This is a genomic window from Pseudomonas sp. efr-133-TYG-5 (assembly GCF_030209175.1).
GTDB lineage: Bacteria > Pseudomonadota > Gammaproteobacteria > Pseudomonadales > Pseudomonadaceae > Aquipseudomonas.
Genome location: NZ_JARVSM010000002.1, coordinates 83096 through 96313, shown reverse-complemented (window position 1 = coordinate 96313; position 13218 = coordinate 83096). Strand labels below are relative to the sequence as shown.

Annotated in this window: 13 protein-coding genes; 6 read left to right on the top strand and 7 right to left on the bottom strand. The window is 61.8% G+C overall.

The window, feature by feature from the left end; genetic code table 11:
* Positions 1–229 precede the first annotated feature (229 nt).
* A complete protein-coding gene (gdhA, locus tag QRN70_RS12670) occupies positions 230–1567 on the top strand; it encodes an NADP-specific glutamate dehydrogenase (protein WP_285418248.1) in 1338 nt (445 codons plus the stop codon).
* On the opposite strand, the gene QRN70_RS12665 is transcribed toward gdhA, so the two are convergent.
* The 4 genes from QRN70_RS12665 to QRN70_RS12650 all read right to left on the bottom strand — a co-directional run bounded on the left by QRN70_RS12665 (position 1564) and on the right by QRN70_RS12650 (position 5159).
* Positions 1564–2058: a GreA/GreB family elongation factor gene (locus QRN70_RS12665; protein ID WP_285418247.1), complete on the bottom strand. Its 495-nt coding sequence runs from the start codon at positions 2056–2058 to the stop codon at positions 1564–1566. The genes gdhA and QRN70_RS12665 overlap by 4 nt on opposite strands.
* Positions 2059–2128: 70 nt before the next feature.
* A complete protein-coding gene (locus QRN70_RS12660) occupies positions 2129–2485 on the bottom strand; it encodes a hypothetical protein (protein ID WP_285418245.1) in 357 nt (118 codons plus the stop codon).
* A gap of 236 nt (positions 2486–2721) precedes the next feature.
* Positions 2722–4575 (bottom strand): Lnb N-terminal periplasmic domain-containing protein, encoded by a 1854-nt coding sequence (locus QRN70_RS12655; RefSeq protein ID WP_285418244.1) that lies wholly within the window; start codon positions 4573–4575, stop codon positions 2722–2724.
* Positions 4576–4670: 95 nt separating this feature from the next.
* Positions 4671–5159, bottom strand: a complete 489-nt coding sequence (locus QRN70_RS12650; RefSeq protein ID WP_007950971.1) for a DUF3015 domain-containing protein — start codon at positions 5157–5159, stop codon at positions 4671–4673.
* Between the two features lie 300 nt (positions 5160–5459).
* On the opposite strand from QRN70_RS12650, the gene QRN70_RS12645 reads away from it, so the two are divergent.
* Both QRN70_RS12645 and QRN70_RS12640 read left to right on the top strand, forming a co-directional pair.
* A complete protein-coding gene (locus QRN70_RS12645; RefSeq protein ID WP_285418242.1) occupies positions 5460–7898 on the top strand; it encodes a Lon protease family protein in 2439 nt (812 codons plus the stop codon).
* Between the two features lie 323 nt (positions 7899–8221).
* Positions 8222–8551, top strand: coding sequence for a PA4575 family protein (locus QRN70_RS12640; protein ID WP_285418241.1), 330 nt, complete (start codon positions 8222–8224; stop codon positions 8549–8551).
* A gap of 6 nt (positions 8552–8557) precedes the next feature.
* Here the strand turns inward: QRN70_RS12640 and QRN70_RS12635 are convergent, their stop codons facing one another.
* Positions 8558–10387, bottom strand: a complete 1830-nt coding sequence (locus QRN70_RS12635) for a hypothetical protein (protein ID WP_285418239.1) — start codon at positions 10385–10387, stop codon at positions 8558–8560.
* A gap of 160 nt (positions 10388–10547) precedes the next feature.
* Between QRN70_RS12635 and QRN70_RS12630 the strand changes: the two genes are divergently transcribed.
* From QRN70_RS12630 to bamJ, 3 genes are all read left to right on the top strand, one after another.
* Entirely contained in the window at positions 10548–11036 is a 489-nt protein-coding gene (locus QRN70_RS12630; RefSeq protein WP_122698530.1) for a TIGR00645 family protein, read from the top strand.
* Positions 11037–11206: 170 nt separating this feature from the next.
* Positions 11207–11512 (top strand): DUF6482 family protein, encoded by a 306-nt coding sequence (locus QRN70_RS12625; RefSeq protein WP_285418238.1) that lies wholly within the window; start codon positions 11207–11209, stop codon positions 11510–11512.
* A gap of 123 nt (positions 11513–11635) precedes the next feature.
* Positions 11636–12253 (top strand): BamJ family beta-barrel-assembly machinery protein, encoded by a 618-nt coding sequence (gene bamJ, locus QRN70_RS12620; protein WP_285418236.1) that lies wholly within the window; start codon positions 11636–11638, stop codon positions 12251–12253.
* A gap of 110 nt (positions 12254–12363) precedes the next feature.
* On the opposite strand, the gene QRN70_RS12615 is transcribed toward bamJ, so the two are convergent.
* Together QRN70_RS12615 and QRN70_RS12610 are read right to left on the bottom strand one after the other, a co-directional pair.
* A complete protein-coding gene (locus QRN70_RS12615) occupies positions 12364–12621 on the bottom strand; it encodes a PA4570 family protein (RefSeq protein WP_285418234.1) in 258 nt (85 codons plus the stop codon).
* Between the two features lie 208 nt (positions 12622–12829).
* Positions 12830–13171 carry a zinc ribbon domain-containing protein YjdM gene (locus QRN70_RS12610; RefSeq protein WP_285418233.1) on the bottom strand — a complete coding sequence of 114 codons (342 nt, stop codon included), beginning with the start codon at positions 13169–13171 and terminating at the stop codon, positions 12830–12832.
* Positions 13172–13218 lie beyond the last annotated feature (47 nt).

Here is a 13218-nt window from a genome sequence, read left to right as displayed (position 1 = left end):
AAACTGTGGGAGCTGGCTTGCCAGCGAAAGCGCTGTAACTGTTGGTGCGTCACTTCAATGGGGTCTCCCCATTCCGGTGCAAAACCAGCTCAAAAAACCGCCTGATTTATATCCTGTGCACCATTTAATTTCATAAGTGCGACATTTTGCGCTGTTCCTGTGCGCAATGCGTTTGTTACAGTCCGGCTCAATCTCTTCCAACGACAATAAATTTGCCGAGACTTTACCCATGATCGAATCCGTCGAATCCTTCCTTGCCCGACTGAAACAACGCGACCCGGATCAACCGGAATTCCACCAGGCCGTGGAAGAAGTCCTGCGCAGCCTGTGGCCGTTTCTCGAAGCCAATCCGCACTACCTGACGTCCGGCATTCTCGAGCGCATCTGCGAGCCGGAGCGGGCGCTGGTGTTTCGCGTGTCGTGGGTCGACGATCAGGGCAGGGTCCAGGTCAATCGTGGTTTCCGCATCCAGATGAACAGCGCCATCGGCCCGTACAAGGGCGGTCTGCGTTTTCATCCGTCGGTGAACTTTGGCGTGCTGAAGTTCCTAGCCTTCGAGCAAACCTTCAAGAACTCCCTGACCTCGCTGCCGATGGGCGGCGGCAAGGGCGGTTCGGACTTCGATCCGAAGGGCAAAAGCGACGCCGAAGTGATGCGCTTCTGCCAGGCGTTCATGAGCGAGCTGTACCGCCACATCGGCGCCGATGTCGACGTGCCGGCCGGCGATATCGGGGTCGGCGCGCGGGAGATCGGTTTCCTCTTCGGCCAGTACAAGCGCCTGAGCAACCAGTTCACCAGCGTACTGACCGGCAAGGGCATGACCTACGGCGGCAGCCTGATCCGGCCGGAAGCCACCGGTTTCGGTTGCGTGTACTTCGCCGAAGAAATGCTCAAGCGCCGCGGGCAGACCGTCGAAGGTAAGCGGGTGGCGATTTCCGGTTCCGGCAACGTCGCTCAGTACGCGGCGCGCAAGGTCATGGACCTGGGCGGCAAGGTGATTTCGCTGTCCGACTCCGAAGGCACGCTGTATTGCGAATCGGGCCTGAGCGAAGAGCAGTGGCAGGCGCTGCTGGAACTGAAAAACGTCAAACGCGGACGCATCAGCGAATTGGCTACGGCGTTCGGTCTGGAATTCCGCGCCGGTCAGTTGCCGTGGGCGCTGCCGTGCGACATCGCGCTGCCCTGTGCCACGCAGAACGAACTCGACGCCGACGCCGCACGCACTCTGCTGCGCAACGGCTGCGTGTGCGTCGCCGAGGGCGCGAACATGCCGACCACGCTGGAGGCTGTGGATATCTTCATCGAGGCCGGCATCCTGTTCGCCCCGGGCAAGGCTTCGAACGCCGGCGGCGTCGCGGTGAGTGGTCTGGAAATGTCGCAGAACGCCATGCGCCTGCTGTGGACGGCCGGCGAGGTGGACAGCAAGCTGCACGCGATCATGCAGTCGATTCACCACGCCTGCGTGCATTTCGGCGAAGAGAACGGGCGCATCAACTACGTCAAAGGCGCGAACATCGCCGGCTTCGTCAAAGTCGCCGATGCGATGCTCGCTCAGGGTGTGGTTTAAGCCGGTTCGATGCGGATCACTTCGATCAGTTGATCGCCGGCAGGACGCTGCCACAGCACCTCGTCGTTGAGGCGGGCGCCGAGCAGTGCCCGACCCAGCGGCGAGCCCCAGTTGATCAGGCCCCTGGCGGCGTCGGCCTGATCCTCGCCGACCAGTTGTACCCGCTGCTCGCTGCCGGACTCGTCGGCAAAGGTCACCCAGCTGCCGATCTGCACCTTGTCGCTGGAGGTCGCGCCGGGCACGACCTGCGCGCTGGCCAGGCGTTGGTTGAAGTAGCGCAGGTCCCGCTGCAGGTCGGCCAGGCGCTGTTGGTCGGCCTGCTCGCCGCGGGCGGCCTGCTCGGCGTGCAGGGCTTGCAGTTCGGCGACCCGCGCCTGCAACTGCGCGCGTCCCTGCGGCGTGACGTAATTGGGCTGTGCACTGACCTGCCGTTCGACCGGCTGATCGGCTTGCGCAGCGGCGTTATCTTCGTTGACGAAAGCGCGGCTCATGGTGTCCTCCCGTTATAGAGGTTGGGCCATGATCGCCGGCATTTGGTTGCACTGGATGTCTGCAAGCGACCTATTGCGAGCGATAGGCCCGCGCGGCGCCCTGGTCTTTCTGTTGTTGCCAGGCGCGTTCGCGTTCGTCCCAGTGCTCGTTGCGATAGTCTTCGCGATCCTTGTTTTCCAGCATCGCCTGGCACTGGCGGAAGCCGTCGGTCCAGCCTTCGGCGTATTGCTTGTCCTTGAGATAGCGCGGCACGTTCTTGCGGAACTCGCCGCTGATCGAACCGGCGGCCTGGCGGCCACTGACACAGCCGTCATCGAAGCCGTCGGCGAAGGCCGGTGGATAACCCTTGGCGATCAAGTCTTCATGGGTCGATTGGCAACCGCCCACTAACAGCACAACGCCCAGCAAACCCGCACACCGCCACATCGCACTCTCCCGCGCCGATTCTCGGCTGATAGGGAAAGTCTAGAAGCGGATTCATGAGGCGGCTGTCGAAGCGCCGTGAAAAATCCATCAACAGCACAAAATCAATGTGGGAGCGAGTCTGCTCGCGAATGCAACCGGTCATTCAACCAGGATGGTGAATGACCCATCGCTTTCGCGAGCAGGCTCGCTCCCACAAGGTCGCTCCCACAAGGGAGTTGATTGGGCTTCAGGTCAGGTCAGTAATGGTACCACTTCACCTCGAGCATCACTTCGGTTTCAGGTGTGGCGAGGTGGCTGAATTCACGCTGTGCACTCAGGCGCAGACCGAGATTGCGCGACAGTTCCCACTGCTGGTTCAGGCTCACGCTGCGGCGCACTTCGCCGTTGGTGAAGTAGTCGCCCTTGCCTTCGAGGCTGAAGTTGCCCAGCGGGTTTTTCCACAGCACGCCGCTGTTGAAGCCGGCAGCGGGGGCGACGAATCCGGCGAAGTCGTTGTTGTGCTCGACCCGCACGGTGCCGAGGGCAAACCCGAGCACGTCTTCGCCCAACTGCCAGGTGCCGCCGGCGCCACCGTTGACGTGGCTGACCAGGGTTTCGTCGTCATGCTTGCCCGGTACCCGCTCCAGACCGCCGGTGACCTGCCACGACAACGGCTGCAACAGCGCATTGCGTGGCGTCAGCGAGCGGATGGTGGCCAGGTCCAGTTGCTGCAGTTGCCAGTCGTTGCCCTCGTACTGGCGCAGCTTCAGCTGCAGGATTTCGATCTGCGCGCCGAGGGGGAAGCTTTCGGCGTTGTCATTGAGGTCGTGATAAGCCATGCGCAGGCCGTACTCGCCGAATGCACGATCGCCGCGGGTGCCGAGGCCGGCCTGCCAGGTGCGCGATTCGTGGCCGTCTTCGGGCAGGCCCGGTTGCGGGATCTGCAGCTCCGGCGCCGGGTTCTTGTTGATCGCCCGCAACAGTTCGAAACTGCGCTGCGCCCGGTGCGGATCGCGTTCCTGGCCATTGGCGCGATAGCGCTCCAGGCGATACGCCGCATCGACGATCAGCGCCTGACGATCCCGGGGCAGAGCCTTGAATGTCGGCTCCTGCAATACCTGCTGATCGGCACTGACTTTCAGCACCCAATCCTGTTCTTCAGCGCTCAGCGGCTCGGCGCGGCTGAGCAGTTCACGTTCGCGGGACGGGCGATATTCGATGTGCTCAACGAGGCCGGCCGCTTTCACCGCTTTGACGGTGTCGGTGGGGATCGCGGTCAGCGGGAATTGCTCGGTCAGGCGCAGGCTCGGCCGCGCCACCTGCAGCAGTTCGAGCAGGCGGTACGAGCAGTTTTCGTCGAAGAAGAAATAGTCGAACTGGATCTGCTTCAGCTCCCACACGTGCTCGACCATGCGCGCGGTTTCAGCCTGGGTCAGATTGAGTCGGTACTCCCACAGGTCGCGGTTTTCCAGGCTGCGGTATTCGGAGAGTTTTTCCTGGTACGGCACCAGCGCGAACAGCCCCGGATAACCGCCCATCAGGCCTTTCCAGGCATACAGAATGCTGTTGTCGGAGCCTTCGATGTAGGCGCCGAAGTTGATCGCGTAGCTGAGCAGCGAGGTCTTGTCGCTCTGCACATCAGCCTGGTCGATGCGCAGCAGGGTGTGGCCGAACATCGACGAAGGACTGTTGAGATAGGCCGCCGGGAAGATCATCACCGCGCTGTGCGGCGAGACGTCCTTGAACCATTGCTTGAATTCGGCACAGTCGGGTGCGGGCAGATCCTTCAGGTCGAGCTGCGCCTGCAGCCAGCGCGTGCGCGCCGGGTAGACGCATTGCGCATGCTTCTCGCCGAGGCTGGCCGGGGCGTACAGCGCCTGCACGGTGGCGGCCAGTTCGTGGTCGGGGTGTTCGTTGCCGTCGGCGGCGAGGAAGAATTTCCTGTCGCTGACGTAGCTGCGCCAGCCGCCGAGCTTGGCGGTTTCGTAATGGCCCAGGGAAATCCAGAAGCGATCGTTGGCCAGTTGCTGCAAACGTTGAGGGTCGATGTGGGGCGCGGCGGACAGCGGGGCGCAGACACAGAGCGCCAGCCAGGCAAGGCGTTTGAGCATAGGTGGCAACTTAAGTCGAAAAGAAACAAAGACCCAAGAAGGGCGGGCCGAAAAAATAAAAACCCGCTTCCCGAAAGAAGCGGGCGGGGTCGAGCTTAAGCCTGCGTTGCGTACTTGGCCAGACGTGGGTCTGCTTTCAGTACGGCCAGGGTGTTGGTATGCACGTCTTCGGCGGTCACGTCAGCCTTGCTGAAGATCTGCTGGAAGTGCTCGTGAGTGACAGCCGCGAAGTGCGCACGGTCTTCCGGCGCCACCCCCAGTACCACGGCATAGGTCGTCAGCGCTTCGCCGTTGCCCTTGGCCATGTCTTCGGACAGTTCGTTCATCATGCCATTCATGGCGAACCAGGATTTGCCGCCATAGGTCAGCGACGCGTTGGTCGAGCAGCCGTTGGTACCGGACGTCATACCGAAGGTTGCGTTACCGGAAGTGCCGTTGGTGGTGGATGCCAGGAAGTGCGCCGGGGTGCCACGCTGACCTTCGAACAGCATGTTGCCCCAACCGCAATCCGGGCCGCCTGGCGCCTGAGCCATGGCGTTGATGGATACAGCGGTGAAGAGAGTACCGAGAAGAATCCGTTTCATAGCTTTGTTCTCTTTATGTGCATACCAATGGACAGGGTTCTGGCCCCCCAAGCTCTGTCTGAACAGATCCTAAAAGCGCCAGTGGGCCGGTATTAGTTCCAGCCGCGCAGTTTGGAGTTTAGGCACGTTCCCGTGGTTCCGTGATTTTTTGCTGAATATTCGTTGCCGGCCCCGGATTCACGGGGCGATTCGCGGGGCGGGGCAGTTGTCTATGCTTTGACACATGGCGCGCCTTGCCAGTGGGGCACGGGCAGCGCCAGAATGCCGCTATCTGCCCCGCCTGATTGTTAAGGAAGCCCGATGCCTGATCCTGTTGCTGCCAGCTTGCGTCTAGCGCCCGAAGCGCTGACCCGTCCGTTTTCCGCTGAACAGTTCAGCTTCACTACCACCAATGATCTGGAGCCCTTTCGCGGTGTGCTCGGCCAGGAACGTGCGGTCGAAGCCTTGCAGTTCGGTGTGGCTATGCCACGCCCCGGTTACAACGTCTTTGTCATGGGCGAGCCCGGCACCGGCCGTTTCTCGTTCGTCAAACGCTACCTGAAGGCCGAAGGCAAGCGCCTGCAGACCCCGGCGGACTGGGTCTACGTCAACAATTTCGATGAGCCGCGCGAGCCCCGCGCCCTGGAGTTGCCGTCGGGCACCGCCGGCGCTTTCATCGGCGACATCAACGGCTTGATCGACAACCTCCTGGCAACCTTCCCGGCCGTGTTCGAACACCCGTCCTACCAGCAGAAGAAGAGCGCCATCGACCGCGCCTTCAACCAGCGCTACGACAAGGCGCTCGACGTCATCGAACGCCTGGCCCTGGAGAAGGACGTCGCCCTGTACCGCGACAGCAGCAACATCGCCTTCACCCCGATGCTCGAAGGCAAGGCGCTGGATGAAGCCGAGTTCGCCCAGTTGCCGGAAGCCGAGCGCGAGCGCTTCCACGACGACATCTCCAGCCTCGAGGAACGTCTCAACGAAGAACTCGCCAGCCTGCCGCAATGGAAGCGCGAGTCGAGCAACCAGCTGCGCCAGCTCAACGAAGAAACCATCACCCTGGCCCTGCAACCGCTGCTCGCGCCGCTGTCGGAAAAATACGCGGAGAACGCCGCCGTCTGCGGTTACCTGCAGGCGATGCAGGTGTACCTGCTGAAAACCGTGGTCGAGCAACTGGTCGACGACAGCAAGACCGACGCCGTCGCGCGCAAGCTGCTGGAAGAGCAGTACGCGCCGAGCCTGGTGGTCGGCCATCCGGCCAGCGGTGGCGCGCCGGTGGTGTTCGAGCCGCACCCGACTTACGAAAACCTGTTCGGGCGCATCGAATACACCACCGATCAGGGCGCGCTCTACACCACCTACCGGCAGCTGCGGCCGGGGGCACTGCACCGTGCCAACGGCGGCTTCCTGATTCTCGAAGCGGAAAAAATGCTCAGCGAGCCGTTCGTGTGGGATGCGCTCAAGCGCGCCCTGCAATCGCGCAAGCTGAAAATGGAGTCGCCGCTGGGCGAGATGGGCCGTTTCGCTACGGTGACCCTCAACCCGCAGCACATCCCGCTGCAGGTCAAAGTGATCATCATCGGTGCGCGGCAGCTGTACTACACGCTGCAAGACCTCGATCCGGACTTCCAGGAGATGTTCCGCGTCCTGGTCGACTTCGATGAAGACATCCCGATGGTCGACGAAAGCCTGGAGCAGTTCGCCCAGCTGCTCAAGACGCGCACCTCGGAAGAGGGCATGGCGCCGCTGACCGCCGACGCCGTGGCGCGCCTGGCGACCTACAGCGCACGGCTGGCGGAGCACCAGGGGCGCTTGTCGGCGCGCATCGGCGACCTGTTCCAACTGGTCAGCGAGGCGGATTTCATCCGTCACCTGGCGAACGACGAAATGACCGACGCCGGCCATATCGAACGCGCACTCAAGGCCAAGGCCACGCGCACCGGGCGCGTTTCGGCGCGGATTCTCGACGACATGCTGGCGGGGATCATTCTGATCGACACCGACGGCGCGGCGGTGGGCAAATGCAACGGCCTGACCGTGCTCGAGGTCGGTGACTCGGCGTTCGGCGTGCCGGCGCGGATTTCCGCCACGGTGTACCCGGGCGGCAGCGGTATCGTCGACATCGAACGTGAGGTCAATCTTGGTCAGCCGATTCACTCCAAGGGCGTGATGATCCTCACCGGTTACCTGGGCAGCCGCTATGCCCAGGAATTCCCCCTGGCGATTTCCGCGAGCATCGCCCTGGAGCAGTCCTACGGTTACGTCGATGGCGACAGTGCGTCGCTGGGCGAAGCCTGTACGCTGATTTCGGCGTTGTCGAAAACCCCGCTCAAGCAGTGCTTCGCCATTACCGGGTCAATCAACCAGTTCGGCGAAGTGCAGGCGGTGGGCGGGGTCAACGAGAAGATCGAAGGCTTCTTCCGACTCTGCGAGGCACGCGGCCTGACCGGCGAACAGGGTGCGATCATTCCACAGGCCAACGTCGCCACCCTGATGCTCGACGAGAAAGTGCTGGCGGCGGTGCGCGCCGGGCAGTTCCACGTCTACGCCGTGCGCCAGGCCGACGAGGCGCTGAGCCTGCTGGTCGGCGAGCCGGCCGGTGAGCCGGACGCCGATGGCCAATTCCCCGAGGGCAGTATCAACGCCCGGGTGGTGGAGCGCCTGCGCGACATCGCCGAAATGATCAGCGAAGAAGATCTCAAGGACGCCGAGAAAGAACTGGCGCAGGAGGCGTTGGCAGAGACCAAACCGGCCTGAGCCCTCATGTCGTAAAACGGTGGGAGCGAGCCTGCTTGCGCAAGCGCTGTAGCAGACGACTGATCAGTTGCCTGACACTGCGCCTTCGCGAGCAGGCTCGCTCCCACTGTGTTTTGCAGATTGATTTTTGCGGGGATCTTCGGGAAAAGTGCCATCACTCTGACGCCAATCTTCACACTATGACCATTCGGCGCCTTCTGGTTTCGTGCGGCTTGCGCGGCGGACTTTTCTTCTATTCTCTGCTCAAGGACATCGACAGTATCACTGGATCGAAACAGCCTTCCCGTGAGGGCTGAATACCGGCTTTACCGAGGGTCGCCGCCATGTCGCGCAACCTCTGTCTCACCCGTCAGTGCCTGGGTCTCGTGACCCGTATCGAATGCGCCATCAAGCCGTTGGCCGGCGATAACGGCATGTGGACGCTGCTCTTCGCTGCCGGCATGGCCGGTGAACAACCTTCCGCCATCAAGGCCCAGGGCCCGTTTCATGGGCCGATCGCTGCCGAGTCGATTCTCGACACCATTGTTGAAAGCCTGACGATGCACGGCTACGAACTGGCCGACGATCCGCAGATCTGGAGCCTGCACCTGCAAGCCCAGCTGCGGCAGATCAACGGCGGTCGCGGACGCAGCCTCAGCGGCTTCGACCGCTGAGCGTGCTCAGGGCGCCACGCCTGGCTGTGACGCCTTGTCGAGCTTGACTTCGAAACCATACTGCACGGTGGCGAGGTCGGTCCGCTGGTAGCTTTCCACCTGAGTCGGCCGGCCGTAGAAATAGTGCACGCCGAAGATCGCCGGGCCTTCCGTACTGGCGTCGTGGCTGACCGAGAGCATCTGCTTGAGGTAGTTGCCGCTGGCGTCCTTGACGTAAAACCGCCATTCATTGGCCGGGAACCGCTTCATATCCACCACCAGCGCGTTGTTGCGGATCTCCAGGCCCTTGGGCAGGGCGCCAGCCGCGTACGTCTGCTTGGCCACCGTGGCCAGGAACAAGGGCATCGAGCCGATGGCAATCGCCGGGGTTTCCGGGAACAGGTTGAGGTCGTAGGTGATGGTCGATTGCAGCGGATCAACCTGATAGGCCTCCGGCGGCAGCTCGATCGGTTCGTCGCGTTTGCCGTCGCGTTTCTCGGTAAAAAAGGTCACCGGAATCTCGCCCGGACTGAAATCGTCGCCGAGCAACTCATCGTTGAACGTCTTGCGGTGATCGAACTCGATGCGGGCGGCACTCGGTTCCTCCACCGACTGGTGAATCCTTATGCTGTTCTTCAGTTGCTCCTCGGTCAGGGACGCGCCCTTGAGCCAGTTCGCGGCCTGGTCGTCATACACCGTCACTCCCGTGTCCAGCGGTTGCAGGGTTTTGGCCGTGGTGTGCGGATCGAACTGGCGCAACGGCAGATCGAGCGCCTTGCGGGTCACGGTCGTTGCGGAGAAATCCAGCACGCTGACTTCCACGGTTTCGACCGGGCCGTTGAAGTACACCTTGTTGTAGCGGCGCGGGTGCTGCTGCTCGAAAGTGCGCTGGTCGGTTTCCAGCTGTGTTTCCAGGGCTTCGCTCCAGGCCTTTTGCGTTTGCAGCTGCGCCAGTTGTTTTTGATAGAACGTTACCTGCTCCGGGCTCTCGTTGATCGAGCCGGCGCGCTGCAGGTATTGCCCGGTGCTGTCGCGCGCCTGGACGATCAACGGATTGAGCGGGTTATTGGCGACTTCTTCAGCGAGCGGCAGGCTGTTGCTGAACTCGACTTCGGCGTAGTGCTTGTCCAGTTTCAGCAGGGTCACGCTGAGGTTGCCGTCGGTGCGGGTCTGGCCGACATCCTGTTGGCCCAGGTCGAAACGGTGCAGGCGCTTCGGCGCGATGACTTCGACCTGGCCTTGCAGGCTCACCGGTTGCGGGCGGGTCTTCTTGTCGATGTCCAGGCCCTCGATGAACGGGTAGGTCACGGTCAGATCATCGGGATTGGTCACGTTGGAACTGGACGGGCTCAATTGAATGCCCGGGTCGGTTTCCGACCACTCCGGCTGGAAGGCGATCACCCGCTGGTTGCTCAGCGTCACCGATCGCCACTCCACGGCATGGGGAAACAGGAAGCCGCCGGGAATGTTCAGGTTGAACGGGAACACCGGCTGCAGATCGGTGAGGTAGTCGGAGCTGGAGTCCTTGTGCAGGACGAACAGGCCGTTGATGAAGGTGTCGACCAGCGCCTGCGGCGACGGATAGTGCTTGAGAATGCCGAGGGCGTCTTCGCTGTACTCGGTGCGCGGCGGTTGGCTATCGAGCCGTTGTTGCGCGCGTTCGAGCAACAGCAGCGAGCCGCCGAGTTCGGTCACCGCATCCCTGAGTTTGGGGTCGCTGATGGCGTCCAGCGACTGTTCGAAACGGGCGGTCTTTTCTTCCAGGCTCGGTGGGTGCTTTTCATCGCCGGGCGAGCAGCCGCCGAGCAGCAGGGCGAGGCATATTCCGGTCGTCGTCAACGGCAATCGCACATCCATTTTCCAGTCGTCCTGTCCACTGTCGCTGGGCTGTCAATGGTTTGGACACTAGCAGAAAAACTTTGTCACACACACGCAGGTGGCGGATTTCCGGGCGGTTTCTGGCGGTCATGACGGGCTGATATACTCGCGGCCATTTCCAGCCCTTGTGTGAGATTCAATGGAACGCTTTATCGAAAATGCAATGTACGCGACGCGCTGGCTGCTGGCGCCGATCTATATCGGGCTGTCTCTCGGGCTGCTGGCGCTGGCGCTGAAGTTTTTCCAGGAAATCGTCCATATCCTGCCCAACGTGTTCGCGATGGCCGAGTCGGATCTGATTCTGGTCCTGCTGTCGCTGATCGACATGGCGCTGGTGGGCGGCCTGCTGGTGATGGTGATGATTTCCGGTTACGAAAACTTTGTTTCGCAACTGGACATCGACGAGGGCAAGGAGAAGCTCAGCTGGCTGGGCACCATGGACTCCTCGTCGCTGAAAATGAAGGTGGCGGCGTCGATCGTGGCGATTTCCTCGATCCACCTGCTGCGGATCTTCATGGACGCCAAGAACGTCGATCCCGAGCACCTGATGTGGTACGTGATCATCCACATGACCTTCGTGGTCTCTGCGTTTGCCATGGGTTACCTGGACAAGGTCACCAAGCACTGAGTCAGTGGGCCGAGGGCGCTTGCCCGCGCTGGACCGCCGAGCGATCGGCCTGAAGAAAAAACCGCCCGTCTGTTGCGAAACAGACGGGCGGTGTCGTTTGTGGCTTGTGCTTTCGTGCGCCGAGGCATATCCCTGTAGGGTCCCGGCTCGCCACTGCACGAGGTGTGTTCATGAACCTGCAAGAGTTGAATGCGTATGCCATCGCCGGCAAGGTCGATGAGCTGAACCTGATCTCCCTTGAAGGCGGGATCTATCTGCTCGAAGCGCGCATGCACGGCGCGGCGTTTCCACTCAGCGACGCCAAGGGCGGGATGTTCCAGGTGCGCTCGGTGGAACACGCCCGGGACGTTCTGCACGACTTTCCGAAGCTGCCGTTCAACCTGATCCACACCTCGGTTCACGATGAAATGTGCGGCCTCGGCGCGAGTGACGAAGAAAGCCTGAAACTGCCACTGGCCTGGCGCTCGGCCCTGTAGGCGCGACGCCCCATCGACGCGGGCATCTGTGCTAGTCTGCTCGCCCTTTTGGTTCCGGGCGCGCCGGGACGCGCTGTGCACGCACGGCAAGTCCTGTGGCCGTCCGCACAGCGGAGCAGTGTCATGTCCGAAGTAAATCTGTCCACCGACGAAACCCGCGTCAGCTACGGTATCGGCCGTCAGCTGGGTGACCAGCTGCGCGACAACCCGCCACCGGGTGTCAGCCTGGACGCCATCCTGGCCGGCCTGACCGACGCGTTCGGCGGCAAGCCAAGCCGTGTAGGGCAGGAAGAAATGTCCGCCAGCTTCAAAGTGATCCGCGAAATCATGCAAGCCGAAGCGGCTGCCAAGGCTGAAGCCGCGGCTGGCGAAGGCCTGGCTTTCCTGGCTGAAAACGCCAAGCGTGATGGCATCACCACCCTGGCTTCCGGCCTGCAGTTCGAAGTGCTGACCCAGGGCGAAGGCGCCAAGCCGACCCGTGAAGACAACGTGCGCACCCACTACCACGGCACCCTGATCGACGGCACTGTGTTCGACAGCTCCTACGAGCGTGGCCAGCCGGCAGAATTCCCGGTCGGCGGCGTGATCGCTGGCTGGACCGAAGCCCTGCAACTGATGAATGCCGGCAGCAAATGGCGTCTGTACGTGCCGAGCGAACTGGCTTACGGCGCTCAAGGCGTTGGCAGCATCCCGCCGCACAGCGTTCTGGTGTTCGACGTCGAGCTGCTCGACGTTCTGTAAGGCCGTTGTAGGAGCGAGCTTGCTCGCGAATGCAGGCGATCCGGTTCAAGTCTGCAATCGCGTTGCTGCCTTCGCGAGCGAGCTCGCTCCCACAGGTTTTGTATTGCTACTCATATTTCGATCTTGTGATGCAGCTCACTGGTCGGGCGCAAGGCCCGGGCATAGCAGAACAGGAACAGATTGCGCACCAGCTCCTTGAGCACCAGCGGTTCGCTGGAACTCAGGCCGCTGACATCCAGATCCCCTTGATCCTGCAGCTCGTGCAGGGCTTCCTCTTCCAGAACGGCACAGACTTCCCCGGTTTCCCGATGCAGGATGCGCAGGTACGGATGCGGGCGATCCAGCCAGGCGTCGATCAAATAAGTCATGGTTCTCATCTCCATTGAAGGGTTTCAATGAGAATAATTCTTATTCATCAAATAGCAAGTGCCTATTGGCGGTTTGCGCTTTTTCGTGGGTAAAGATTGCGTAAGGTCAACACGGCAAGCGTTTGGCCATTGCCTGGCTTTGCCGACGCAGCGGGGGGAGGGCGAAGCACCATCCCGCACGCTGGGTGCGGGATGGCTGACAACAGGCTCAGACTTTTCTGACGAACTCGGACTTGAGCTTCATCGGGCCGATGCCGTCGATCTTGCAGTCGATGTCGTGGTCGCCATCGCACAGGCGGATGTTCTTGACCTTGGTGCCGACCTTGACCACCAGCGAGGTGCCCTTGACCTTGAGGTCCTTGATCACAGTGATGGTGTCGCCGTCCTGCAGGACGTTGCCGACCGAATCTTTCTTCACGGCAGCATCGGCGGCCACTTCGGCTTCGCCGCTGGCGGACCATTCGTGGGCGCACTCCGGGCAGATCAGTTGGGCACCGTCTTCGTAGGTGTATTCGGAATTGCATTTCGGGCAGGGTGGCAACGTGCTCACTAAGGCTCCTTGGGAGGTGGATCGCTAAAAGTCGCACATTGTATAGG